Source organism: Caulobacter sp. KR2-114, from assembly GCF_049446115.1.
GTDB lineage: Bacteria > Pseudomonadota > Alphaproteobacteria > Caulobacterales > Caulobacteraceae > Acaudatibacter.
This window is the reverse complement of the sequence record NZ_JBMSEC010000006.1, coordinates 334,437-359,020: the sequence shown is the minus strand read 5'-3', so window position 1 is coordinate 359,020 and position 24,584 is coordinate 334,437. Positions and strand designations below refer to the sequence as shown.

Sequence of the window (24,584 nt, the reverse complement as noted above, 5' to 3'; positions counted from 1 at the left end):
CCGGGTCGTGATCGGAACGCGAAGGGTCAGAACGCGAACTGGGAACGCAGGGCGATGGCGTCGATGGTCTCGCCGATGTTGCCGCCGGCGGCGTTCAGGCGGTGGATGCGACCGTGCTGGTAGTCGAGCAGGAACCGAATGACGGAATTGGGGTACCAGTTCAGGCCGAACGTAAAGATGTCCTGCTCGCCGCCGCGGATGCCGCCGGTCGGCGTCGCCGAGCCCAACACGCCGTAGTGGTCGTTGAGGTTCAGCACGCTGTAGCGCGCCGCCACTTCGAACGCGCCCCAGTCGCCCTTGTCGAGGCTGAACGACTTGGCCGGCCGGATGCCGCGGAAGCCGCCGTTGGCCGAGTTCCAGACGTGGCGTTCGCCGGTCAGGGTCCAGGCGCCCTGGATGTACCAGCCGCCGAACTGCGGGTTGAAGGCCGAGCCGGCCGAATTGCGGTCGACATTGATCCGGAACCACTCGCCGGCGAGATACAGGTTGTGCCAGCTGCCGCCGGCCTCCAGCCCATAGGCCTGCATGCCGCTGGAGGTGATCGCGCCGGTGCTGACCAGGCGCAGGGTGTCGACCCGCAGCTCGGGCCGCTCCTGCAGGTTCAGGGTCTCGCTGACGCCGGGGCCGGCGACGGTGTCGGCGGGGGTGATCACGCCCTGGATCGAGGCGCCCAGGTGGAGGTCGTAGTCCAGGCCGTGGATCGGATTGATCGCCACGCGGGTGACGAAGCCGCGCTGCTGGTTGTTGGGCACGCCGGCCGTGCCGACGACCTTGCCGGTGTAGACGCCCTCGACGTACCAGCGATCGCCGTTCTGGACGATGCCGGCGCCCGTGCGCCCGTCGCCGGCATCGATGCCGCGGATCATCTCGGCCACCGCCGGACGTTCCAGGAACAGGCCCTCGGTGTTGCTGGTGGCGTCTTCCAGGCTGGACGGGGCCGCCCAGGCGCCGGCGCGCAGGCGCAGCGGATGGTCGGCGCCGAACGGCTTGAAGCCGGCGTACTCGATATAGGCCTGGTTCAGCACGGGGGATTCCCCGCCGGCGCCGCCGAATTCGCCCCACAGGGCGAAGTTCCAGTCGCCGTAGGCCGTGCCGTCGAAGCCGAGGCGGGCGCGGCGGAAGTTCGTGCCCGAGCCGATGTCGTTGGCCGTGGTCAGAGGATGCACCGCCGTGTGGGCGGCGTCGAACTGGACCACCGAGCGCACCGCGAAGCTGAACTTGCCGTCGGCGGTGGTGAAGGTCGGCCGGGCGTTGGCCAGGCTGACCTTGGGCAGGGCGGCCGCGGCGTCGCGCACCTGGTGGAAGTTGTCCGAAGTGGCGGCCTTCAGATCGGCCAGCTGGGCGCTGGTGTCGGACTGCGCCCCCTTCACCTCGGCGACGTCGGAGGCGTTGGCGTGCACGGTGTTCTTGAGGTCCTGCACCTCGGCGGCCAGGGCCTGCACCTCGGCGCGCAGCTCGGCGATCTCGGCGTCGCGCGGATCGGGCGTGGCGGCCGCGGGCGGCGCCTTCGCCGGGCGGGAGGCCGCCATCGCGTGGCCGGACTGAAGCGCCGCGATCGTGGCGAGCGCGGCTCCTGCGAGCAGTGATTTGTTCCTAGGCGACACCCGTCCCCTCCCAACGATCCCGAAGGCCCTGAGGCGCCAGATAAATTACTATCGCGCCGATAGGGATTATAGAAGTTCTGATGACGGCGCCCGATTTGCTTGTCGCGACCGTCAGAATCGCGCCGCTATCCGGCCCCTCGGCCGTGACACGGAGCCCGGTGCGGCAAGGCTTTGCCGCGGCGAACCGAAGGCCGGCGGCGCTGCGGGAGACGAGCATGATCGACGCGCTGATCTTCGACCTGGGCGGGGTGATCGTCGGCCACGACAACGAGGTGATGTACCGCCGCATCGCCAGCCGGTGCCCGGGCGGCGACGGGCCGAAGGTGGTGCTGCGGGTGTTGCGCGGCCGCGCTTGGGACACCGGCGCGCCGATCGCCGAGCTGCATCAGGCGCTGCAGGCCGAGGCGGGGTATGAGGCCGGCTGGGACCAGTTCGTGCAGGACTGGACCTGCCACTTCACCGTGGACGCCGAGATGCTGGCCTACGTCGAGGCGCTGGCGGGGCGGCGCCGCACCTTCCTGTTCTCCAACACCAACGCCGAGCATTGGGACCATCTGGTCGAGGTCACCGGCGGCCGCCTGGGGCGGCTGGAGCGCTACCTCAGCCACGAGATCGGCCTGGCCAAGCCGTCGACGGCGTCGTTCCTGGAGGTGGCCCGGCAGGCCGGGATCGAACCCGCCCACGCGGTGTTCTTCGACGATGTTGCCGCCAACGTCGATGGCGCCCGCGCCGCCGGCTTCCAGGCCGAGCTGTTCGTGGACCAAGCCGGACTGGCGCAGACCCTGGCGCGGCTGGGGGTGGCGTAGAGCGCCGCCCTACGCCAGGGCGGCGATGCTGGCCCAGCAGACGATGGCGCTGCAGACGCTGCTCCAGCGGCCGAACCCCTTGTAGATCTGGGCGGCCATCGCAGCCTGCTGCTTCAGCGTGCCTTCGGCTTTGATCTGCGGGTCGGAGACGTTGCGGATCGCCAGCCACGGCGGCGCCGTGGGGCCGATCTGCTGGGCCACCAGGCCGAGAACGGCATCGCCCATCTCAGAGACCCCGCCCAGCCCCTGCAGCCGGTAATGGTCGTCGGAGGTGTCGAAGCCGAAGAAGTCCGTGGTCACCACGCTGCCGGCGAGCGCGCCGGGGGCGTCGACGTGAATCACGGGCGCGCGGGGATTGGTCTTGGGCAGCTGGCCGGCGTTGGCGGCGAACAGCTGCTGCGCCTGGGCGAACCGGGAGGTGTCGGCGGCGGCGTTGGAATACTCGGCCTGCGCCCAGGGCTCGTGCTTGAACTTGGCCGTGCAGTCGAAGCGCACCACGGGGCTGACCACCACGTCGCCGACCATGGCCTCGGCGCCGATGCCGCCGGCGGTGCCGGTGGTGATCACCAGCCGGGGCTTCACCTCGTCGATCAGCTGGCGCCAGACCTGGATGTTCGGCGCCTTGGGCCCGTCCTGCGACAGGTGCGAGTCTGACTTGAACACCACCACGGACTTGCCGCCGATGGTCGTGCGCCACCAGGCGCCCAGTCGCCGGGCCTGCACCGCCGGGCAGCCGGCGCGCATGTCGGCGGCGATGGCCGCGTAGTTGTGCGTGTAGCTGAGGTAGTCGTCATGCGAGTCCTTGCCGGGCGTCAGCACCCGGCTGAGCGCGTGGGCCTCGTCCACGGTCCAGGTGACCACCAGCACGTCGGCCTGCGGCAGCGGCCCCGCGGCGACCCCGCCGGCGTCGGCGGCGGTCTGGGGCGCCAGGCCCTCCGGCCAGGGGATGTCCCGGAAGCGCGACAGGCCGGTGGCCGAGGAGAAGGCCAGGAAGTGCAGGCCGCTGGTCGCCTCGGAGTCGAAGTCGATGATCTCGCGCTGGAAGTCCTCGTCCTGCGCGCCAGGGCCGTGGGCGGCGTCGAAGGCGAAGGTCTTGGCCGGCGGCGGTTCCTCGATCGGGTCGTAACCCAGGTTGGCCTTGAACCAGGCGCGATCGGCGGTCATGGGCGTCCCTCGCTGGGGCTGTCCGCAGGCGGGCGCAGCTGCGCCGTCGCCGACGGCGGCTCCGCACACGGAAGGTTTTCGAAATACGCGAGACCGGAGCGCTCGCCAGCGGCGGCGCCCCACCGACTTTCAACTGTCGCGAGCATGGCGGCCAGGGGACGGCGCGGCGAGTCAATTTCCTGTTAGGGCGCGCGGCGAATGCCCCCTCCCTCGCGCCCGCCCGGCATGCCAAGCTCGATCCTGCCCCCTTCAAGGAGATCGCCATGCCTGCCGACGCCACCGCGCCACCGCCGACGCTGGACCAGCGGCTGGACGCCATCTTCGCCCCCTGGGCGCGCACCGACGAGCCGGGGGTGGTGGCGGGGGCGGCGCTGGACGGCCAGGTGATCTGGCGACGCGGCTTCGGCATGGCCAGCCTGGAGACGGCGGCGGCCAACACGCCGAGGACGCGCATGCGGATCGGCTCGACCAGCAAGCACTTCACCGCGCTTTTGGCGCTGCTGCTGGCCGAGGACGGCAAGCTGGACCTGGACGCGCCGATCCGCGCCGCGATCCCCGAGCTGACCGGTCCCGGCGGCGATCCGACGCTGCGCCAGCTGCTGCAGCACCGCGGCGGCTCGCGCTGCTACCTGGACATCGGCTTCATCGGCCACGGCATGAGCGTGCCGCCCGCGGGCCGGGCGCTGCAGAGCCAGATCTGGCAGACGGGGCGCAACTTCGCCCCCGGCGCGGCGATGATCTACAACAACGGCGGCTATCACCTGGCGTCGATCGCCATCGAGCGGGCGGGCGGCGCCCCGTTCGAGGCGCAGCTGAAGGCGCGGCTGTTCGACGTGGTCGGCATGCCCGACACCGCCTTCGGTCCCCAGCGATCACGTCATCACCCCAGGCATCGCCACGATGCACGTGCCCACGCCGGGCGGCGGCTGGCGGCGCGGCCTGTTCCCCTCGGACGAGGTGCGCGGCGAGGGGGCGATCGTCTCGACCATCGACGACATGCTGCGCTGGATGGCGCACCTGCGCCGGCGCGACCTGTTCGGCTCGGCGCAGAGCTGGGCGGCGCTGACCGAGGCGCCGGCGTACGACGACGGCAGCGTCGGCGCCTATGCGCTGGGCCTGATGCTGGAGGACTATCGCGGGCTGCGCACGATCCAGCACGCCGGCGGGGTGATGGGCGGCACGGCGCAGATGCTGAGCTTCCCGGACGACGGCCTGGACGTGATGGTGATCGCCAACGGCGCGCGCGGCGCCGACGTGGTGCGCCTGGCCCAGCAGGTCGCCGACGTGGTGCTGGAGGGCCGGCTCGGGCCGGAGACGCCCAAGGTCGCGGCCGAGGACTTCAAGCCGCTGATCGGCGACTACTGGTCGCCGGACAGCCGCATGATCTACAGCCTGCTGGACCACGGCGGCGAACTGAAGCTGGGCGTGGCCAAGTCGCCCAACGGCCTGCCGCTGGACCGCCAGCCGGACGGCGGCCTGGGCACGCCGCCCGGGGCCGGCGCCCTGGGCGCGATCCGGCTGCGGCCGGTCGAGGGCGGCCTGGAGGTGTCCTTCGGCGGCGAGCGAATGGTGCACGAGCGCCTGGACCCGCGGGACGGCGACGCCGAGCTGTTCGCCGCCGCGGCGGCCGGCCGCTACCGCGGCGACGACGCCGATGCCTGGGCCGAGATCACGGCCGCGGACGGCGGCCTGACCCTGAGCCTCTCCGATGGTCACGGCCACACCATCGCGCCGTTGGTGGTGCTGTCGCCGCGGGTCGCCTTTTCCAAGCCGGGCGGGATGATGTCGGCGTCCCGCATGACCATCAGCCTCGACATCGGCGGCGACCCGGCGCCCGGCTTCCAGCTGAACACGGCCCGCACGCGGGGGCTGGCGTTCCGGAGGGTCGACTAGGGGCGCGCGGGCCGCGCGCGCAGCCAGCGCAGCAGGTCCGGCCGCGCCTTCGCGCTCCGCGTTGGAACCGGCTCGCCCAGCATGTCCTCCAGATAGAGGCACTGCACCAGCACCAGGACCGCGACGGTGATCGGTCCGGTGAGGAACACGCCGACCGGGCCCAGCAGCAGGGCGAAGACCACGGTGGAGAACACCGAGATCACCGGCGGCACGTCCGCCGCCTCGTCCTGCACCTTGGGGGTGATGAAGGCCCCGTCCAGAAAGTGCACCGCCCAGATCACCACGGCCACCGCGACGGCCTTGATCGGTTCCTGCAGGAAGCCGATCAGCATGGCCGGCAGGGTGGCGATCACCGAGCCGAGGTTGGGGATGAAGCTCAGCACCGCCCCGGTCAGGCCCAGGGCCACCGGCGCGTCGATGCCGAGCGCCCACAGGCCGAGGCTCGACAGCACCCCCACCACGGCCATCACCACCATCCGCCCCGCCAGCCAGCGGCGCAGGGCGGTCGCCAGCCGGTCGGCCACCTCGCCATAGCGTGCGCGGCGCGACGGCGGCGCAAGACGCAGCAGGCCCCGGCGGTAGCGGGCGGGGTCGGCGGCGAGGAACACGCCGCCCAGCAGCATCACCAGCACATAGGTCAGCGTCTTGCCAAGCGTGGCGATGAGGCCGGCGGCCAGGCGCGGCGCATTGCCGGCCAGCAGGGTCACGGCGCCTCCACGGGCCTGCAGCAGCAATTCGTGGCCAAAGGCCGTCGCGTTCATATGGCCGGCGATCTGCCGCAGGCCGGCCGGCAGCTTGTGGCTCAGAACGTCGAACTGGCCGGCCAGGGTGGCGCCGAACACTTCCAGCGTCAGGCCCACCGCGCCGATGACCACCGCGACGCCCAGCGCGAGGGCCAGCGGGCGCGGCAGGCGCAGCCGGCGGCTGAGCGAGTCGGCGAGGCCGCTGAAGCCCAGCCCCAGCACGACCGAGCCCAGGCCGATGGCCGCCGCCTCGCGCATCCGCCACAGCAGCAGCGCCGCAGCGATCACCGCCACCGCGACGACCATCCGCGCCGCGAAGCCGGACAGGGCGGCGGGCGCGCGGCCGGCCGGGCCAGGCGCCGCGACAGGATCGGTCACGGGCGCTCCGCCGTCGGGAACCCCTCTCGTCATGATAGGACCCTTGCCTCCAGGAGGCGCACTCTGCGCCTGGCCGGCAGCCAAGGGCCTTGATGTCGGTCAAGCGCGCCGCCCTCCCCCGGCCGCGCCGGGAGAGGGCCGCCGCGGTCAGGCGGCCAGGTCGAACCGGTCCAGGTTCATGACCTTGGTCCAGGCCGCCACGAAGGCTTCCACGAAAGCGGCCTCACCGTCATCGGTGGCGTAGGCCTCGCTGAGCGCGCGCAGCTGCGAGTTGGAGCCGAAGATCAGGTCGGCGCGGGTTCCCGACCACTTCACCGCGCCGGCGGCGTCCCGGGCCACATAGACCCCGTCGTTCGCCGCGTCGGCCTGCCACTTCAGGGTCAGGCTTGAGCCGAGCAGGTTGACGAAGAAGTCGTTGCTGAGCACGCCGACGCGGTCGGTGAACACCCCGTGCCGCGAGCCGCCGACGTTGGCGCCCAGCACGCGCAGGCCACCCAGCAGCACCGTCATCTCCGGCGCGGTCAGGGTCAGCAGGTGGGCGCGGTCCAGCAGCATCTCCTCGGGCGACAGGGTCTGGCTCCCGCTCAGGACGTTGCGGAAGGCGTCGTCCTTGGGCTCCAGCGGGGCGAAGGATTCGGCGTCGGTCTGGTCCTGGCCGGCGTCGGCCCGACCCGGCGTGAAGGGGACGCTGACCGCATGGCCGCCGGCCTTCGCCGCCGCCTCCACCGCCGCCACGCCGCCCAGCACGATCAGGTCGGCCAGGGAGACCCGCTTGCCGCCGGCCTGGGCCCCGTTGAACGCCGTCTGGATCGTCTCCAGCGTCGCCAGCGTCGCGGCGAGTTCGGCAGGCTCGTTCACCGCCCAGTCCTTCTGCGGGGCCAGGCGGATGCGCGCGCCATTGGCGCCGCCGCGCTTGTCGCCGCCGCGGAACGTCGAGGCGGACGCCCAGGCGGTGGCCACCAGGCGGGAGATCGACAGGCCCGAGGCGAGGATCCGGGCCTTCAGGTCCTCGATGTCGGCGGCGTCGATCAGAGGGTGGTCGACCGCCGGCAGCGGGTCCTGCCAGATCCGCGGCTCGGCCGGGACTTCCGGACCCAGCAGGCGGCCGTGCGGACCCATGTCGCGGTGGGTCAGCTTGTACCAGGCCTCGGCGAAGGCGTGGGCGAACTGGTCCGGATGCTCCAGGAACCGGCGCGAGATGGCCCCGTAGGCCGGGTCGAAGCGCAGCGCCAGGTCGGTGGTCAGCATCATCGGCGGATGGCGGCGGGCCGGATCGTGCGCGTCGGGCACGCTGTCGGCCGGATCAAAGGCCTTGGGCGTCCACTGGTGCGCGCCGGCCGGGCTCCTGGTCAGCTCCCACTCATACCTGAACAGGTTCTCGAAGAAGCGGTTGCTCCACCGGGTCGGCGTCTGGCTCCAGGTCACCTCAAGGCCGCTGGTGATGGTCTGGGCGCCGGCGCCGGCGCCGTAGCTGCTCTTCCAGCCCAGCCCCTGCTCCTCGATGCCGGCGCCTTCAGGCTCGGGACCGACATACTGGCCGGGATCGGCCGCGCCGTGGGCCTTGCCGAAAGTGTGGCCGCCGGCGATCAGGGCCACAGTCTCCTCGTCGTTCATCGCCATGCGGGCGAAGGTCTCGCGAATGTCGCGCGCCGCGGCCAGCGGGTCCGGATTGCCGTTCGGGCCCTCAGGGTTGACGTAGATCAGACCCATCTGCACCGCCGCCAGCGGGTGGGCGAGGTCGCGGTCGCCGCTGTAGCGCTGGTCGCCCAGCCACTCGCGCTCAGGCCCCCAGAAGATGTCGTTCTGCGGCTCCCAGACGTCCACGCGGCCGCCGCCGAAGCCGGCGGTCGGCAGGCCCATGGACTCCAGGGCGCAGTTGCCGGTGAGGATCATCAGGTCCGCCCAGCTGAGGGCGCGGCCGTACTTCTGCTTGATCGGCCACAAGAGGCGCCGGGCCTTGTCGAGATTGGCGTTGTCCGGCCAGGAGTTCAGCGGCGCGAACCGCTGGGTCCCGTAGCCCGCGCCGCCGCGGCCGTCGCCGACGCGGTAGGTGCCGGCGCTGTGCCAGGCCATGCGGATGAACAGCGGGCCGTAGTGGCCGTAGTCGGCGGGCCACCAGTCCTGCGAGGTGGTCATCACCTTGATGATGTCGGCCTTGACCGCCTTGAGGTCCAACGCCTTGAACGCCGCGGCGTAGTCGAAGCCGGCGGGCATCGGATTGCCGGCCGGCGGGTTCTGGTGCAGCACCGACAGGTCCAGCTGGCTGGGCCACCACAGCCGGTTGGTCATCTCGAACAGCTTGGCGTGACCTTCCACGCGGCCGCCGTCCATCGGGCATTTCGGTTGGTCGTCCATGGCGCTTCCAATGCTGGTCCGTTGCTGCCGCCCCCGGCGAGGCGAAACGTCCCACCTAGCGCCAGGCGGGTCCAATCGATTGTATTTTCCGGATCGATAGACGAAATCTTCCGACGGTGACGATCAAGGATCAGGTTTTCCGCCGGATTCTGGCGAGCGCCTCGACAACCCGTCGCGAGATTTCTCGATCGCCAACCCGGGGGCGAGGATCGCGGCGAGCACAATGAAGGGTATCAGGCATCCAGGCGCCCTGCCACAAGGGGGGCCAATCCGCAGTCACCCCTGGCTGCGCCCTAGCACGATCATCATCAGCCCGCCGCCCAGTTGGAAGGCGATCGAGAACCAGAAGGTGACCGGCTGATCCTTTCGGTTCGCGAAGCCTAGCGCGACACCGCCCGACCGGTGACCAGGCCGTAGGCCGCCGTCGCGACGAACGCTATCCCCATGAAAAGGAAGGCGAACGGCGCGGTGTAGTCGACCTCTCTGCGCATCCCCGTCGCTAACGTACTGAGGTCCCTAGTCGGCCGGGTGCGGCGCTGAGGCGGGGATGGTCTGCGGCGGGGCGGGCGCCGGGTCTATTGGGGCCGAGAGGGGCGCGGGGGTCGGGCCGCCGCCGACGGCGGCGTCGGGGCGGATCTCCTGGATCTCGCCCCAGCGGCGGCGCGAGGCGTCCCAGAACCGGGCCAGCAGGCAACCCGGGGGGGCGCCGGTCCAGGCGGGGGCGCCGTCGTTGCACGGGGCGTGGGCCAGCAGCACCGGCCGGCCCTCGATCTCGCCGAGCGCGGCGGCGAAGGTCGGGCTGAGGTGATAGCCGAGCGGATCGCTGAGCAGCAGCAGGGTCGAGCCCTCGGCGCGGGCGCCGCCGCCGCTGCACGGATCGTGGAAGAAGAAGTCCGGGCGGTCGTCCTCGTTGTAGCGGGTGGCGACGATCGGCGTCAGGCCCAGCTCGAAGGCGGACAGGGAGATGCCGCGGCACGGGCCGCCCGCGGCCAGCCGGTCGTGCAGGTCCAGCAGCGCCTGGCGGGCGGAAGCCGGCAGTTCGGCGAGGTTCAGCTGGACATTGTCGCCGACGCGACGCTCGGCGGCCGGCGGCGGTGGGGGCGGCGGGGCCGCCGCGACATGGCGGGCCGGCGGGTGGCGCGGGCGGCGCGGCGGATGCGGCTTGGCCGTGGCGGACGTCGCCGCGACCGGCGCCAGCCCGGGGAACGGCAGCACGACCGCGGGGCGCGCGGATGTGGCCACGGGCGCCGGCGCCGTCGCCGCTGCGGGCGCCGCCTGTCCGCCGGAGGGCGCCAGCCAGCCCAGGGCGATCGCGACGGCGGCCAGGACGCCGGACGACCCCGTGCCTCGTCGTTTCAGCTGCGCCGCGCCCGGACCCACGTCTGTCTTCGCCCCGTTCGGATGATTCCCGATCATCCGACGATTGGCCTGCCGGGTGGTTAATGCGGCGGGGGCGCCTGCCCCTCGGCGGACCTTGCCGCGCGGGCGCCCGTGACGCGCCCCCTGGCCCCCGGCGCCATCCTGGGAAATAGTGCGCCTGGCCGGCGACCTCGGGCACACGGGGGGCGGCCTGTGGGAGGAACACCGATGACCTACGCGCCGCCCGGGCGGGCGATCTACGACGCCGACAGCCACATCATGGAACTGCCGGACTTCCTCAAGAAGTACGCCGATCCGGGCCTGCGCGAGGAGATTCCGGCGGTCAGCTATTCGGCCTCGATCGTCACAGACGAGGAGGTTGCTGTGATCGTCGGCCAGGGCGGGCGCCACAGCCCCGAGCACGTCGCCGCGCAGGTGGCGATGGGCGACCGGCTGATCGCCCAGTCGAAGGAGATCCAGGCGCTGGGCGCCTTCGACGCCGTGGACCGCTCCACCGCCCTCGACCTGCTGGGCTTCAGGAAGCAGCTGGTGTTCGCCACCCACAGCGTGGCCATGCCGTTCTCGGCCAGCTCGAAGCTGGAGAGCCGGCTGCGCTACGGCGCGGCGCGAGCGCACAACCGGCACATGGCCGACTTCTGCCGCGCCGACAAACGGCTGATCGGCGTCGCCGTGGTCCCGCTGGACGACCCGGACCTGGCCCTGGCGGAGCTGGATTTCGCGCTCGAGAGCGGCCTGGGCGCCGCCTGGCTGCCGCATCGCCCGAGCGGCGACCGCTCGCCGGGTCACGTGGACCTGGATCCGTTCTGGGCGCGGCTGGCCGAGGCAGGCGTTCCGTTCGTGCTGCACGTGGGCGGCGCGCCGCTGCAGCTGGCCAAGGCCTGGATGAACAACGGGCGGGCCCCGACCAAGGACTGGCTGGGCGGCGGCGAGAACCTGCGCACCAAGGACATCGCCCTGCTGCACGAGGGCCCCGAGGCGTTCCTGACCATGCTGGTGCTGGACGGGGTGCTGGAGCGCCACCCGGGGCTGCGCGGCGCCTGCGTCGAACTGGGCGCGGGCTGGGTTCCCGAACTGCTGCGGCGGCTGGACTGGGTGGTCAAGCACTGGAGCCGCAACGACGCCAACCTGCAGGCGCTGCGCCGCACGCCCAGCCAGCAGATCACCGAGCAGCTGGCGTTCACCCCGTTCGTCTTCGAGGAGGTGGGACGGTTCATCGACCAGTCGAACCCCGACCTCTACCTGTTCTCCAGCGACTATCCGCACATCGAGGGCGGGCGCGATCCGATCGGCCGGTTCGAGGCCTCGCTGGGCGAGCGCGAGGCGTCCGTGCGGGACCGGTTCTACACCGACAACTTCCTGCGCATCTTCCCGCACGCCAGGGGCTGAGGCGGCGTGATCGGGGGGCCCTGGCCTAGGCCGGGGCCTTCGCCGGGCCCGGCAGGGTGGCCACGCCGGCCAGGGTGGCAAGCGCGAAGGCGGCGCCGGTGAGGAAGGCCGCAGGAGCGCCGAAGGCGGACCAGAGGGCGCCGGCCAGGGCCCCTGCGGCCAGCATGGCAAGGCCGCTGGCCAGGTTGAACAGGCCGAAGGCCGTCCCGCGCAGGTCCGCCGGGGCAGTGTCGGCCACCAGCGCCGCCAGCAGGCCCTGGGTGCAGCCCATGTGCAGGCCCCACAGGCCAACCCCGACGATCACGCCGGCGATGCCGCCGACCCAGGCCAGCACCGCCTCGGCCGCCGCCAGGGCCACGAGGCCGAAGGCCAGCAGACCGCGCCGCCCGATCCGGTCCGACAGGCTGCCCGCCGGCGCGGCGACCAGGGCGTAGATCAGGTTCATGGCGATCAGCACGAAGGGGATGAAGGCCAGGGGGATGCCGGCGTCGCGGCCGCGCAGCACCAGGAAGGCCTCGCTGATCCGCGCCAGGGTGAACAGCACCCCGACGCCGACCGCGCGCCAGAACGGCGCCCCCATGCCCCGAACCTGCGACCAGCGGATCGGCGGGCGGGCGCTCGCGGCGGGGCGCTCATTGCGCGGCTCCTCCACGCCCAGCGCCAGCAGCAGCACGGCGATCACGGCGGGGATCACCGCCCAGCCGAACACGGCGCGCACGTCGTTGTGCAGCGCGAGCATCAGACCCACCGCCAGCAGCGGGCCGGTGAAGGCCCCCACCGTGTCCAGCGCCTGGCGCAGGCCGAAGGCTGCGCCGCGCAGTTCCGGCGGGGTGACGTCGGCCACCAGGGCGTCGCGGGGGGCGCCGCGGACACCCTTTCCGACGCGGTCGACAAAGCGGGCGGCCAGCACCTCGAACGGGGTGACGGCCAGCGGGAACACCGGCTTGCTGGCCGCTCCGAGCGCATAGCCCAGCACCGCCAGCAGCTTGCGCCGGCCCAGCCGGTCGCTGAGCCAGCCGGAAAAGATCTTGCTGATCGAGGCGGTGGCCTCGGCGACGCCCTCGATGATCCCCAGCAGCGCCGGCGACGCGCCCAGGCCCGCCACCAGGTAGACCGGCAGCAGGCTGTGGATCATCTCCGAGGAGATATCCATGAACATGGACACCAGCCCCAGGGTCCATACCGCCCGCGGCACGCCGGAGATCCTGATCGCCATCGGCAGAGCCTTCCTTCGGACGCGACGCGGGCCACAGCCAGGGCGCAGGGATAGGCGAGCGGAACGGCGGTGACCAGGGCGGCGAAGCGCGGCGGCGCCGGCGCCCTACCCCACCCCCGGGAAAACGCGCTATGCCGGCGCCATGAGCAAGACCACCGTCGCCGCGCTGCAGATCGGATCGGACCCTCGCGGCAAGGCCGCGACCCTGGAGGCGGTGCTGGCGTACGAGGCGCAGATCGCCGCCACGGGCGCGAGCCTGGTGGTGATGCCCGAGGCCCTGCTGGGCGGCTATCCCAAGGGCTCCGACTTCGGGACCCGACTGGGCTATCGCCTGCCCGAGGGGCGCGCGGCTTTCGCCCAGTACTACGAGAATGCGGTGGACCTGGACGGGCCGGAGATCGCGGCCCTGGCAGCCTTGAGCGAGCGCACGGGTGCAGCGCTGGTGCTGGGGGTGATCGAGCGGGCGGGATCGTCGCTTTACTGCACGGCGGTGTTCATCGAGCCGGGCCAGGGGCTGGTGGCCAAGCACCGCAAGCTGATGCCGACGGGCTCGGAGCGGCTGATCTGGGCGCAGGGCGACGGCTCGACCCTGCCGGTGGTGGACAGCCGCGCCGGACGCCTGGGGGCGGCGATCTGCTGGGAAAACCACATGCCGCTGCTGCGCACGGCGATGTACGCCAAGGGCGTCGAGATCTGGTGCGCGCCCACCGTCGACGAGCGCGACATCTGGCGTTCGACCATGCGCCACATCGCGCACGAGGGGCGCTGCTTCGTGGTCAGCTGCTGCCAGGTTCAGCCCTCGCCCCGGACGCTGGGCCAGAGCTTCGCGGGCTGGGACGACGACCGGCCGCTGATCGCCGGCGGCAGCCTGATCGTCGGCCCGCTGGGCGACGTGCTGGCCGGGCCGCTGGAAGGCGAGACGGGCTTACTGACCGCCACCATCGACACCGCGGACCTTGTCGGCGCCCGTTATGACTTCGACGTGGTCGGCCACTATGCCCGGCCGGACGTCTTCACCCTGACGGTGGACGAGCGCCCCAAGCCGGGCGTGGTGCGGATCACCGACTAGGCTGTCTCCATCGCGGTCGCGTCGACGACCCCGGCGTTGACTTCAATTCTACAATTAGCTAATCATCGAACTATGAACCAGGTCTTCAAGGCCCTTTCCGATCCCACGCGGCGGCGCGTGCTGCAGCTGCTGCGCAAGGGGCCGATGAGCGCGGGAGAGCTCAGCCGCCAGTTCGACGTCTCCAAGCCGACCATGTCGGCGCACTTCGCGGTGCTGAAAGAGGCGGACCTGCTGCACGCCCAGAAGGACGGCAAGTCGGTCATCTATCACCTGAAGCTGTCGGTGCTGGAGGAAGCGCTGCTCGGCTTCATCGATTCATTCGGCCTGAGCGCGGAGGCGCCGGAGCCCAGCGAGGAGACCGCGCGATGAAACGGGAACTGATTGGAAGTCTCGCCTGGGGGGCCGGGATGATCGCCCTGGCCTTGGCCGCGACCTTCGTGCGCAAGCTCGGCTATATCGACGAGACCGCGACCCGCCGCCTGGTCTCCTGTGCGATCGGGCTCTGGCTGGCCTGGTACGGCAACGGCATGCCCAAGGCCCTGGTCCCCAATGCCTGCGCCCGCCAGGCGAGGCGGGTGACGGCCTGGACCATGGTGCTGAGCGGCCTTGTCTATGCAGCGCTGTGGGCGTTCGCCCCGATCCAGCTCGCGACGACGGCCGGGACCGGCGCGGTCCTGGCGGGCGTAGCCGTCTCGCTCGGCTATTGCCTGTCGCTACGGGCCAGGGCGAGCGCCGCCTAGCCTAGCCCTGGCGTTCCGCGCCGGGCCCGAGCCCGGCCTCCAGTCCATACGATCCGCATCCGTGCGCCGACTTAACCCGTCGGCCGCCCGACGGGAGACCCATGCATGCACACGCTCGCGGGATACCGCGCCGCGCTCGCGGCCCTGGTGGCGGCGCCGGTGATCTTCACCTCCGACGCTGCGCGATCCCAGGCGGCGGCCGGCGACTGGCATGGAACGATCGAGGTTCCCTCCGGCGCCCAGTTGCGGATCGGCATCACCGTCAAACCCAAGGCCGGCGGCGGCTATGATGGGGTCCTGCAGAGCCCCGACCAGACCCCCGCGCCCATCCCGCTGGATGGGGTGCAGGCGGCCGACGGCTTGCTCAGCTTCTCCATCGACGCCTTCCACGCCAGCTACACGGGACATTGGGACGGCGCGCGCCAGGCCTGGGTCGGCACATGGCGGCAGGGCGCGCCCTTGCCCCTGGTCCTGACCGCTGGAAAGCCCGATCCGCTGCCGGTGATCGAGGGCCTCGACGGCGACTGGGCGGGAGCGATCACGCCCGCCGGCGCCACAGTGCGCCTGATCCTGCACATCAGAACCGACAGCCGCGGGACGATCGTGACCCTGGACTCTCCCGACCAGGGCGCTTTCGACATTCCGCTACGCACCCTGAAGCGCGATAGCCGCACGGTGACCTTCGAGATCAACGGCTCGCGCTTTGAAGGTATCCTGTCGGCCGACGGCCGCTCGATCGTCGGCGCCTGGGCAGGCGTCGCCTACAAGGGGCCGCTGACGTTCGCGTCGAGGCCGGTGGCGACCCTGCCTCCAAAGCGGCCCCAGACCCCTCAGCCGCCCTTCCCCTATCGTACCGAGGCGGTCGTGGTGCAGAGCGCTCCGGGCGTGAAGCTTGCGGGCACCCTCACCCTGCCACAGGGCAAGGGTCCGTTTCCGGCGGCCGTGTTGATCACCGGCTCGGGCGCGCAGGATCGTGACGAGACCATCCTGGGCCACAAGCCGTTCGCAGTGATCGCCGACCGTCTCACCCGCGACGGGATCGCCGTTCTGCGTGTGGATGACCGCGGCTTCGGCCAGTCCACCGGCGATTTCGCCAGCGCGACCGACGACGACTTCGCCGTCGACGCCGCCGCCAACGTCGCCTTTCTGCGGGGGCGCGGCGACATCGATCCGACGCGCATCGGCCTGATCGGCCACAGCGAGGGCGGCCTGGTCGCGCCGAAGGTCGCGGCCCGGGATCCCAAGCTCGCCTTCATCGTGCTGATGGCTGGCCCGGGCGTGCCGTTGTCTCAGGTGCTGCGCGCCCAGCGCGCCGCCATGGCGCCGGCCATGGGGGTGAGCCCTGAGCGGATCCGCCGCAGTCAGGCGCTGCTCGACGACGTGAACGCCGCGATGCGCGGGGCCAGGGACGAGGCCGACGCCAGGGACCGGGCGCTGAAGGTGATCCAGGCCGAGGGTGGCGAGGCGATCCGCACCCCTGCGCAGGCCATGGGCCTGGCGGTGCAGTTGAGCTCGGGATGGATGCGCGGCCTGCTGGACTACGACCCGGCCCCGACCCTGGCGCGGGTGAAGTGTCCGATCCTGGCCCTGAACGGCTCGAAGGACGAACAGGTGCCGCCCGATCAGAACCTGCCGGCGATCCGCGCGGCGACCAAGGCGAACCCCGACGTCGCCATCGTCGAGCTGCCGGGCCTCAACCACATGTTCCAGACCGCCAAGACCGGCGCCCTGGGCGAGTACGCCGACATCGAGGAGACGGTCGCGCCGATCGCCCTCGACACCATCTCGACCTGGGTCCGCAGGCATGTCGCAAAGTGAAGCCGGAGGGCCGCTTCGCGGGCGCGCCTGTCTGTGCGACAATTTGTCGGCGCTGCAGGACCTGCGTCCAGAACGGTTGTTAAGCAGGTTGGGCGCATCCCGGGCCCTCCTCCGGCGCAGACGCCGCCGCAGGCTCATGGAGAACGCCATGTCCGTCGCCCCCGTCGCGAGCACCCCCGCCCCCGCCGCCTACGCCGCGGTGAAGCCGCCCGAGGCCGCCGAGAAGGGGCCGGACATGGATCATGACGGCGACGAACCCGCCAAGGCTGCGGCGGCGCCGAACACAGGCCTCAAGGTCGACATCACCGCCTGACGGCGCGCCGGGCGGTAACGCTGGCGCGCAGGCGCGCTTGAGGTGTCTCAATTCCAGGGCTCGCGCCTTGCGCTAGTGCTCCAACACGGGGCGGCGGAGGGCGGCGATGCGTACGACAATCAAGGCGGCTGGCCCGTCCCCGCCCGACCCGCCGCCGCGAGTCCGTCCAACGCGCCAGGGCGACCAGAGCGCCTCAAGGGGGCCGGAGTCGCCGCAAGAAGGCCTGCTGGGAGCAATCCTGGATTCGGTGGCGCACGACCTGCGCAACCATCTGACGACCATCCTGGGCGCCGCGACCACGCTGCTCGAATTCCAGGCGGTTCTGCCTGCTGAAGCCCGGACTGACCTGTTGCAGGCGATCCAGGAGGAAGCGGGACAGTTGAACGGCTACGTCAGCCGCCTGCTGGACGCGCGGCGGCTGCGTGGCGCGGGCGCATGCGAACAGCCTTCCCTGGATGTGCGCGAGGTCGCGCGCCACGTCGTGCGCGCTGGCGTGCGCGCGCGGACCGGCCGGACCCTGGTGTGCCGCCTGCCCCGCATCCTGAGCCTGGCGCGGGGGGATCGAACGCTGCTTGAGGGCGCCCTCGACAACGTCGTGCGCAACGCCTTGGCCTACGGCCCGGTCGGCTCCCGGGTGACGGTGTCGGTCTGGGAAGAACCGCGGGCCGTGTGCCTCAGCGTGTCCGACGAGGGGGCGGGCTTTCCAGGCGCGGATCCGGAGCGGCTATTCGAGCGCCTGCGTCGGGGCGGGGCGGCAGGAGCCGGCTGCGGCCTGGGCCTGGCGATCGCCAAGAGCTTCATGCAGGCCATGAGCGGCGAGATCACGCTGGGCGAGCGGCGCGGCGGCGGGGCCGAAGTGATCCTGCGGCTGGCGAAGGCCTGACGGATCAACGGCGGTCGCTGTCGACCTTGTCGTACTCCGCCTGGATGTTGGCCGGCGGATCGTCGTCGCCCTCCGGCAGGGGCTTGTGCAGGGTCTCCGCCCAGCGGTCGAGCCAGTCGGGGCCATCGGACCCCACGTGGCGGTCGGCGGTGCGATAGGCTGGATCGAGCAGCGCCTGTTGCAAGGTGACCGGCTTCAGGCCCGCCTGCCGCAGCAGACCGAGCACGCGGTCCAGGCAGTCCGCATTGAGCCGGGTGTCGTGCAGCAGCATGACGTGGGCGATCTGGCGGCCGAAGAGGGCGCGCGAGGCCTTGCGGGCCCAGGCGATGCGCTGGGCGGTATAGGCCAGGTACTGGGCCTGGATGCGCCGTGCTCGCGCGGCGTCGCCATGGGCCAGGGCGTCGTCGTAGGGCTCGGCGAACTCCCAGTCGGAGGCGTCGATCGTCACTGGCGCGACGCGGTAGCCGTGGCGCGCCAGCCAGCCGTCGACGGCGCGCTTGCGGGCGGCCGTGGCGCCGGTCTCCAGATAAGGGTGCCGGAACCAGCGCGGAACCTGGCCGCGCGCGGCCAGCAGAGGCCGGATCGCCGCGTCGCCCTGCGCCAGGTCGGCGACATAGCCTAGCGTTCCAAGGGTCTCGGGAGATTCGTGCGAGAAGGTGTGGTTGCCCAGCGCCATGCCGGCGGCCAGCCAGGCGTTGACCCGGGCGATGAGGCGCGGCTCGGCCGGCTCGCCCAGCTCCTGGCCGATGACGAAGCCCACGGCGGGGATGTGGCGCCGGCGCAGCGTGTGCAGCAGCCGGCTGTTGAAATCGTCCGCATAGGCCTGGTCGTCGACGAGGCTGAGGCCCGGCAGATCGTCGAAGGTGAGCGCCACCTGGCCCGCGCGCGCCGGACCGGCGGCCGCGACGATCAGGGCCAAGGCCATGGCGAGCGGGGACAGCAGGCGCCGGGGGCAGGTCATGGCACTCAGGGAATCATCGCCCGCACTGCCGGGGCCTGGGGCGCCCGGATAGAGTCGATCCGCGAGGCGGGATCAAGGCGCGTGGCGAGCCTGGAGCGCTGCAGGGCGAGGGGTAAGACGGCCGGCGTGGATGGCGCCGGCCGCCTCGAGGGTGTCCCCGCTGGGGGGTTGGGGGACGAGTCGGCTTGTAGTCCACGGGTGTTTCGCCGCCATGTCGTGGCCGTAGCACTTCGGTCGCGTCGGCCTGTCGACATGCGCAAGGCCGCGGCTTGCGATCGTGGCAGGCCTCGTGTCCATTGCATGGGTAGCTGGGGGTTGAACCGCAATGGCCGAAACGCAACCCACGCCGTCCGCCGCCCTGCGTGAGGACGAACGGTTCTTGATCCACCTGATTGCGGTCTTCGAGGCCGCGCGCGTGCACAAGCTGGACCCGCACCTGAAGGCCGCGGGCCTGACCACGCCGGCGATCCGCGCCCTGGCCTGGATCAAGGCCTCGCCGGGGGCGACCATGTCGGAACTGGCGGCCGGGGTGTTCACCGACCGCACCACCCTGACCCGCACGGTGGACATGCTGGTGCGCGAGGACATGGTGCATCGGCTGGGCGACGCCACCGACCGCCGCAAGGTCACCCTGACCCTGACCGAGAAGGGCGACGACGTCTGCCGCATGGGCCACGACCTGATCGACGAGATCAGCGCCTCGATCGGCGGCCTGGTCGAGCCTGACGTGCTGCGGCAGATGAACCGGGCGCTGCTGAAGCTGCACAAGGTGTTCGTCGACGACCCACGCATTCGCGACATCCACACCGGCCGCGCGATGCCGCCGCCAGCCGCAGACGCCCCCGCCGGCAAGGACGACAGAGCATGATCGCGCCGTGGATGCTGGGGCCGTTCTCGCCGCCGCAGCGCATCCTGGAGGCGCGGCCGGACGTCGAATTCGACTGCCCCGTGTCGGGCCGGCGCGTGGCCTGGGCGGCCAAGGACCTGTTCAATCCGGGCGCGGTGGTGCGGGACGGCCGGGTGTGCCTGCTGGTGCGGGCCGAGGATGCAATGGGCCGCTACGCCGGCGTTTCGCGCATCGGCCTCGCGACCAGCGAGGACGGGATCAACTTCTCCCTGGAGCCGGAGCCGGTGCTGGCGCCCGGCGACGACGAATGGCAGGCCTGGGAGTGGCCCGGCGGCTGCGAGGATCCGCGCGTGGTCGAGGCGCCGGACGGAAGCTTCGTCTGCGCCTACACAGCCTTCGACGGCAAGGCCGCGGCCCTGTTCATCGCCACATCGCCCGACCTGAGATCCTGGACCAAGCACGGCCCCGCCTTCGCGGGCACGCCGTATGTGCGCCGGGCCAGCAAGTCGGGAGCGATCGTCACCGAGCTGAAGGACGGGCGCCTGGTCGCCGCCCGCGTCGACGGGCGGTTCTGGATGTACTGGGGCGAGGGCATGACCTACGCGGCCACGTCCGACGACCTGATCCGCTGGACGCCGCTGGAGAGTGAGGTCGCGCCGGAGCGCTACCTGACCCTCAAGCCCGCCGCCGCCGGGCGACAGGCCGAGGCGGGCAGCACGCCCTCGTGGCGCATCGACCGCGTCCGCGGACCGCAGGCGCTGCGCCCGCTGGCCGGGCCCCGTCGCGGCCGGTTCGACTCCATGCTGACCGAGCCCGGTCCGCCGGCCGTGCGCACGGCGGACGGCGTGGTGCTGATCTTCAACGGCGCCAACCATCCGAGCCAGGGGGCGCCGGGTGTTCCCGGCTTCGCCTACCAGCCCGGCCAGATGCTGTTCGACGCCAGCGACCCGACGGCGGTGATCGCCCGGCCCGCCGACCCCTTCCTGCGCATCGACCCGGCGGAGGCCGACGGCCAGGTGGGCAACGTCTGTTTCGCCGAGGGGCTGGTGGCCTTCAAGGGTCAGTGGTTCCTCTATGTCGGCCTGGCCGACTCCCGTCTGGGCGTCTCGACCGCGCCCATGGGCGCCTGAGACCCACCGGCGGCCGGCGCGGACGCCACTGTGTCCCCCGCGCAACGTCGCCGAAGCTTCGATGAACGGCGGCTGACCGCCCCCTCCAGCGGCCGTTCAGGCTCCCCATCTGATGCTCAAGCTATGGGACGCCCGCCCTGACCCAGAGGCTCCTGATCTCCAGGAACCCGACGGAAGCGTCCCCTGGAGTGATGCGATGTCGACGCCCCTGCGTGTCGTGACGACCGGTGCGGTCCCGATGACCGCGACCCCGAACCCGGCCGCCCCTGCCCCCGCCCCCGCCGCGCAAAGCCTGGCCGAGCGCGTGCGGCTGCTGCAGGCCGAAGCCCGCAGCCTGGCCCGCGACCATGTGGACAACCTGCATGACAGCCTGCTGGCCGTCAGCCACCTGGCCGCCGAGGTGGCCGAGGGCGGCGAGGCCTATCCGCCGGGCGTGCGCGAACTGGCCCGGCGCATGGTCGAGGAGAACGCCGCCCGCGCCGCGACGCTGGAAGCGATCCTCGGCCGGGTCTGATCCGCGCCATCCGCCGCTTCGACGGGCGCGGGGGTCGGCCCCCGCCGTCGAGGGCTGGGAAAGCACGGCGGGAGCCGGGCCACCCGCCTGAGCAGCGTGGCCACTGGTCTCTACGCAGGCCGTCGGCGAACGGATCAGCCGGCGTTGATGTGCAACTGCAGCCCGTCGATCGGCGCCAGCATCGTCTGCGGCGCGCCTGGCGCGGCCAGATCGAGCCGCAGGGCGCCGGGCAGGCTGGCGACCACGACCAGCTGCGCAGGCCCGAGCGCAAACGCATGGGCGCCATCCACCGCCCAGGGTGACGGCAGGGCGCCGCAAGGCCGGCCGCCCAGATCGCTCAACGCAAGGCGCGCGGCGGCGGGGTCGTCGACCGGCAGCCAGACCCGGTCGAGACAGGCCGCCCCGGTGCATGGCCCGGCCGGATCGTAGAGCGGCACGGCGTAGTCGGCCGGGGTCGTGGCCCCGGGGTGATAGTCGATGGCGAACAGTTGCGAGAGCAGCCCCTGCCCCCGGCGGAACGAGACCAGCGACCAGGGCGGCTTGCGGTGGGGGTCGGCGGAGTCCTCCCGGCGATCCGGCTTCACCCGCCAGCCGTGGCGATCGGCGAGGCCGACGATCTCGTCCACCGGCGCCCGCAAAGCGACCAGCGCCCTTGCCGGCCCGGCGGGCGCGGCGTCTGGCAGCTGATGCACGTCCAGGAACGGCCCGTTGGCGAAACGCACGCCGCGGGCGACGACCTGGCCGTCCGGGCTGTAGCCATCGACCGCCGCCATACCCGCGGCATCGGCCAGGGCGGCCAGCAAGGCGTCGCGCCGGTGCGTCCAGATGGCGATGTGGTCGAGCGAGGGCACGCGCCAGCCTAGCAGCCGCCTCGAGCCGGGAAAGCCTCAGAGCGTCAGCACGACCTTGACGCAGTCGCCGTGGTGCTGGGCTTCGATGGCCTCATTGATGGCCTCGAAGGGATAGGTCTTCACCAGCTTTTCCAGCGGCAGGTTGCCGGCGCGCCATTCCTCGATCAGGCGCGGCAGGAACTGGTCGGGATCGCTGTCGCCCTCGATGATGCCGCGGACGGTCTGGCCGAAGGTCAGCACGGTCCCCATGTCGCCCGGCAGGCCCGACCCCGGCTGCGGGATGCCGACCACGCCCAGCACCCCCTTGGGCGCCAGGCAGGCCATGATCGCCGACAGCACGTCCGAGCGGCCGGTGGTGTCGAAGGCGTAGTCGACGCCCATGGGGACGATCGCGCGCACGGCGGTCGGCAGGGCCTCGCCGGCCGGGTCGAGGACGTGGGTGGCGCCCAGATCGAGGGCCAGCTGACGGCGCGCGGCGTGCGGCTCCAGCACGATGATCGTGGCGCAGCCCTGGATCCTGGCCCCCATCACCGCGGCGAGCCCGACGGCGCCGCCGCCGGTGATCAGGATCGCCGAGCCCGCCGGGGGCGCCAGCGCCAGCATCACCCCGCCGGCCCCGGTCTGGATGCCGCAGCCCAGCGGCGCGGCGAGTTCGAACGGGATGTCCTCGGGCAGCTTCACCACATTGCGCTCGTAGGCCAGCGCATGGGTGGCGAAGGACGACTGGCCGAAGAAGTTGGACGACACCGCCGCGCCCTCGTCGCTGAGCGCCTTGGAGCCGTCCAGGCGCGAGCCGATGTAGTTCATCGCCGGCATCATGTAGCAATAGGCCGGGTCGCCGCTGCGGCAGCGCGCGCAGGTTCCGCAGGAGCGGAAGGTGATGCCGACGCGGTCGCCCGGCTTCACCTTGCTGACCGCCTCGCCCACGGCCTCGACCACCCCGGCGCCCTCGTGTCCGAACACCGCCGGGAAGGCCATGGGCATGCCGCCATCGCGCGCCACAAGGTCGGTGTGGCACACGCCCACCGCAGCGATGCGCACGCGGACCTCGTCCGCGCGCGGCGGCTCCAGCTCCAGGGTCGCGATCTCGAACGCCTGCCCCGCCCCGCGGGTGATCGCCGCCTTGACCTGCATGGATGGTTTCTCCCGCGCCTGTTATGGCGCCGGCTTAGCACCCTGTCGGGGCGGCTTCCATTTCACGTAAGGTGAGGCTCGTAAGCCCTATTCCGGCGGGTTGGGCGGGATCTGGCGGTACCAGGCGAGCTGTTCGCTGGTGGCCAGCAGCTTGCCGTCGCGCCGCCAGTAGCTGGAGCGCTCGTCCGAGGCGCCGCCGCCACCGGTGCGCCCTTCGCACTCCACCAGGATGAAGTCGTCGCCGATGCCGGCCAGGTCCTCGACGGTGGCGTGCAGGTAGACGGTCAGCGACAGGGTGGTGGTCATCACCCGCGGGCCCAGGGCGTACATGGCGCGCGGCGCGGAATGGTCGGTGACCATGCCCAGCAGGGCCTTGTCCCAGGCGCCGGACCGGGCGCGCACCCAGGCCAGCGAGCGGGAGTCCTTGCCCGGCTGCGGCGGGAAGCCTTCCAGGGTGCGCCGCTCGAAGGCCGCCGCGCCGAAGTGCATCGCCACGCCAGCCCGGGATTCCGGAACCGGCAGGCTCTCCGGCTCGGGGGCCTCGGGAATGGCGGCGAAGGCGAACGGCGGGGTCGGCGGACGGCGGGCCATGGTGACCATGGCGTGCACCCCCACCTCCTCCGAGCCGGCCGGCGAGACCTGCACCTCCCACACGCCGATCGACCCGCCCTGGCGCAGGCGCCGGGTGCGGATGTCCAGCGCGCCGGACGGCAGGGCGGAGGCGTAGGTCAGGGTGATCGACAGCGGCTCGCCCACCGCCTCGGGCTCGGCCTCCAGCACCCGCACGGCCAGGCCGATGGCGTAGCCGCCCCACAGGCCGCCGCCGGGATTGCGCCAGGCTGGCGCGGCCTCGGTGCGCCAGCGGCCGGGGCCGGCGGGGATCAGGGTGATGTCGTGGTCGGGGGTCGCGGTCGGGCTCATCGGAGCGTTGTGTACTCAGCAGACGCAGGGATATGGAAGAGGGTGTGTGCAATCCTCTCTCCTGACGTCATGGCATGACGCCCGCCCTGCCGCGCCGACACTTGGCCTGGTTGATTACGGCCGTCCTTGGCGTCGCCGGCTGCAGCGGCCACCGCCTTCCGGCGGCCGGCCTCAGCGACGAAGACATCCTCGCTGCGATCGACCGGCGGACGGCGCCACAGGGGCCAGGGAGCGAAATGCATTTCCTGGTTCGCAGCGCACGTGGCGGAGAAGAGATCGCGTGCGGCTATGCCGGCCCACATCCCCACACTGCCGCCACAGGTCCGCCCGTCTTGGCGCACGACACCATCTTCATCGCGCGCGGCCATCGTCTCATGCTTGAAGGCGATGTGCCCGACGCAGACTTCGAGCGCTTGCAGAACAGATTTTGCGGCCCGGATTGGATCGCACCGCCTCACATCCCGGCCGTACCCTGATC

23 protein-coding genes are annotated in these 24,584 nt (G+C 71.9%); 13 read left to right on the top strand and 10 right to left on the bottom strand.

Annotation, left to right across the window (positions count from 1 at the left end; genetic code table 11):
• Positions 1-26: 26 nt before the first annotated feature.
• On the bottom strand, positions 27-1,529 hold the full coding sequence (locus tag ACO2Q3_RS21360) for an OprO/OprP family phosphate-selective porin (protein ID WP_423310275.1): 1,503 nt from the start codon (positions 1,527-1,529) through the stop codon (positions 27-29).
• A gap of 290 nt (positions 1,530-1,819) precedes the next feature.
• Between ACO2Q3_RS21360 and ACO2Q3_RS21355 the strand changes: the two genes are divergently transcribed.
• Positions 1,820-2,410, top strand: coding sequence for an HAD-IA family hydrolase (locus tag ACO2Q3_RS21355; protein ID WP_423310273.1), 591 nt, complete (start codon positions 1,820-1,822; stop codon positions 2,408-2,410).
• Between the two features lie 9 nt (positions 2,411-2,419).
• On the opposite strand, the gene ACO2Q3_RS21350 is transcribed toward ACO2Q3_RS21355, so the two are convergent.
• The gene (locus tag ACO2Q3_RS21350; protein WP_423310271.1) at positions 2,420-3,574 is read right to left on the bottom strand and encodes a hypothetical protein; all 1,155 of its coding nucleotides are present in this window, start codon (positions 3,572-3,574) and stop codon (positions 2,420-2,422) included.
• A 900-nt stretch (positions 3,575-4,474) separates the two neighbouring features.
• On the opposite strand from ACO2Q3_RS21350, the gene ACO2Q3_RS21345 reads away from it, so the two are divergent.
• On the top strand, positions 4,475-5,467 hold the full coding sequence (locus tag ACO2Q3_RS21345) for a serine hydrolase (RefSeq protein WP_423310269.1): 993 nt from the start codon (positions 4,475-4,477) through the stop codon (positions 5,465-5,467).
• Here the strand turns inward: ACO2Q3_RS21345 and ACO2Q3_RS21340 are convergent.
• The 3 genes from ACO2Q3_RS21340 to ACO2Q3_RS21330 form a co-directional block, all read right to left on the bottom strand.
• A complete protein-coding gene (locus tag ACO2Q3_RS21340; RefSeq protein WP_423310267.1) occupies positions 5,464-6,588 on the bottom strand; it encodes an AI-2E family transporter in 1,125 nt (374 codons plus the stop codon). The genes ACO2Q3_RS21345 and ACO2Q3_RS21340 overlap by 4 nt on opposite strands.
• 147 nt (positions 6,589-6,735) lie before the next feature.
• Positions 6,736-8,943, bottom strand: a complete 2,208-nt coding sequence (gene katG / locus ACO2Q3_RS21335; protein ID WP_423310265.1) for a catalase/peroxidase HPI — start codon at positions 8,941-8,943, stop codon at positions 6,736-6,738.
• A 516-nt stretch (positions 8,944-9,459) separates the two neighbouring features.
• Positions 9,460-10,323: a hypothetical protein gene (locus tag ACO2Q3_RS21330; protein ID WP_423310263.1), complete on the bottom strand. Its 864-nt coding sequence runs from the start codon at positions 10,321-10,323 to the stop codon at positions 9,460-9,462.
• Between the two features lie 207 nt (positions 10,324-10,530).
• On the opposite strand from ACO2Q3_RS21330, the gene ACO2Q3_RS21325 reads away from it, so the two are divergent.
• Positions 10,531-11,709 (top strand): amidohydrolase family protein, encoded by a 1,179-nt coding sequence (locus ACO2Q3_RS21325; protein ID WP_423310261.1) that lies wholly within the window; start codon positions 10,531-10,533, stop codon positions 11,707-11,709.
• A gap of 25 nt (positions 11,710-11,734) precedes the next feature.
• On the opposite strand, the gene ACO2Q3_RS21320 is transcribed toward ACO2Q3_RS21325, so the two are convergent.
• A complete protein-coding gene (locus ACO2Q3_RS21320) occupies positions 11,735-12,925 on the bottom strand; it encodes an MFS transporter (RefSeq protein WP_423310259.1) in 1,191 nt (396 codons plus the stop codon).
• A 142-nt stretch (positions 12,926-13,067) separates the two neighbouring features.
• Here ACO2Q3_RS21320 and ACO2Q3_RS21315 point away from each other — a divergent pair, with 142 nt between their 5' ends.
• From ACO2Q3_RS21315 to ACO2Q3_RS21290, 6 genes are all read left to right on the top strand, one after another.
• The gene (locus tag ACO2Q3_RS21315; RefSeq protein ID WP_423310257.1) at positions 13,068-13,994 is read left to right on the top strand and encodes a carbon-nitrogen hydrolase family protein; all 927 of its coding nucleotides are present in this window, start codon (positions 13,068-13,070) and stop codon (positions 13,992-13,994) included.
• Positions 13,995-14,066: 72 nt separating this feature from the next.
• A complete protein-coding gene (locus ACO2Q3_RS21310) occupies positions 14,067-14,363 on the top strand; it encodes an autorepressor SdpR family transcription factor (protein ID WP_423310255.1) in 297 nt (98 codons plus the stop codon).
• On the top strand, positions 14,360-14,734 hold the full coding sequence (locus tag ACO2Q3_RS21305) for an ammonium transporter (protein ID WP_423310253.1): 375 nt from the start codon (positions 14,360-14,362) through the stop codon (positions 14,732-14,734). Before ACO2Q3_RS21310 ends, ACO2Q3_RS21305 begins: the two co-directional genes overlap by 4 nt.
• 105 nt (positions 14,735-14,839) lie before the next feature.
• On the top strand, positions 14,840-16,552 hold the full coding sequence (locus ACO2Q3_RS21300) for an alpha/beta hydrolase family protein (protein ID WP_423310251.1): 1,713 nt from the start codon (positions 14,840-14,842) through the stop codon (positions 16,550-16,552).
• A gap of 148 nt (positions 16,553-16,700) precedes the next feature.
• The gene (locus ACO2Q3_RS21295; protein ID WP_423310249.1) at positions 16,701-16,865 is read left to right on the top strand and encodes a hypothetical protein; all 165 of its coding nucleotides are present in this window, start codon (positions 16,701-16,703) and stop codon (positions 16,863-16,865) included.
• A gap of 106 nt (positions 16,866-16,971) precedes the next feature.
• Positions 16,972-17,748: a sensor histidine kinase gene (locus ACO2Q3_RS21290; RefSeq protein ID WP_423310247.1), complete on the top strand. Its 777-nt coding sequence runs from the start codon at positions 16,972-16,974 to the stop codon at positions 17,746-17,748.
• Between the two features lie 4 nt (positions 17,749-17,752).
• Here the strand turns inward: ACO2Q3_RS21290 and ACO2Q3_RS21285 are convergent, their stop codons facing one another.
• A complete protein-coding gene (locus ACO2Q3_RS21285) occupies positions 17,753-18,709 on the bottom strand; it encodes a polysaccharide deacetylase family protein (protein ID WP_423310245.1) in 957 nt (318 codons plus the stop codon).
• A gap of 379 nt (positions 18,710-19,088) precedes the next feature.
• Here ACO2Q3_RS21285 and ACO2Q3_RS21280 point away from each other — a divergent pair, with 379 nt between their 5' ends.
• From ACO2Q3_RS21280 to ACO2Q3_RS21270, 3 genes are all read left to right on the top strand, one after another.
• Positions 19,089-19,577 carry a MarR family winged helix-turn-helix transcriptional regulator gene (locus tag ACO2Q3_RS21280; protein ID WP_423310243.1) on the top strand — a complete coding sequence of 163 codons (489 nt, stop codon included), beginning with the start codon at positions 19,089-19,091 and terminating at the stop codon, positions 19,575-19,577.
• Positions 19,574-20,686 carry a glycoside hydrolase family 130 protein gene (locus tag ACO2Q3_RS21275; protein ID WP_423310241.1) on the top strand — a complete coding sequence of 371 codons (1,113 nt, stop codon included), beginning with the start codon at positions 19,574-19,576 and terminating at the stop codon, positions 20,684-20,686. Before ACO2Q3_RS21280 ends, ACO2Q3_RS21275 begins: the two co-directional genes overlap by 4 nt.
• Positions 20,687-20,882: 196 nt before the next feature.
• Positions 20,883-21,200: a hypothetical protein gene (locus tag ACO2Q3_RS21270; RefSeq protein WP_423310239.1), complete on the top strand. Its 318-nt coding sequence runs from the start codon at positions 20,883-20,885 to the stop codon at positions 21,198-21,200.
• Positions 21,201-21,334: 134 nt separating this feature from the next.
• On the opposite strand, the gene ACO2Q3_RS21265 is transcribed toward ACO2Q3_RS21270, so the two are convergent.
• The 3 genes from ACO2Q3_RS21265 to ACO2Q3_RS21255 all read right to left on the bottom strand — a co-directional run bounded on the left by ACO2Q3_RS21265 (position 21,335) and on the right by ACO2Q3_RS21255 (position 24,106).
• A complete protein-coding gene (locus tag ACO2Q3_RS21265) occupies positions 21,335-22,051 on the bottom strand; it encodes a hypothetical protein (protein WP_423310237.1) in 717 nt (238 codons plus the stop codon).
• A gap of 36 nt (positions 22,052-22,087) precedes the next feature.
• Positions 22,088-23,185: an NAD(P)-dependent alcohol dehydrogenase gene (locus ACO2Q3_RS21260; protein WP_423310235.1), complete on the bottom strand. Its 1,098-nt coding sequence runs from the start codon at positions 23,183-23,185 to the stop codon at positions 22,088-22,090.
• An 87-nt stretch (positions 23,186-23,272) separates the two neighbouring features.
• The gene (locus ACO2Q3_RS21255) at positions 23,273-24,106 is read right to left on the bottom strand and encodes an acyl-CoA thioesterase (protein WP_423310233.1); all 834 of its coding nucleotides are present in this window, start codon (positions 24,104-24,106) and stop codon (positions 23,273-23,275) included.
• 74 nt (positions 24,107-24,180) lie between these two features.
• On the opposite strand from ACO2Q3_RS21255, the gene ACO2Q3_RS21250 reads away from it, so the two are divergent.
• Entirely contained in the window at positions 24,181-24,582 is a 402-nt protein-coding gene (locus tag ACO2Q3_RS21250) for a hypothetical protein (protein ID WP_423310231.1), read from the top strand.
• Positions 24,583-24,584: the final 2 nt, after the last annotated feature.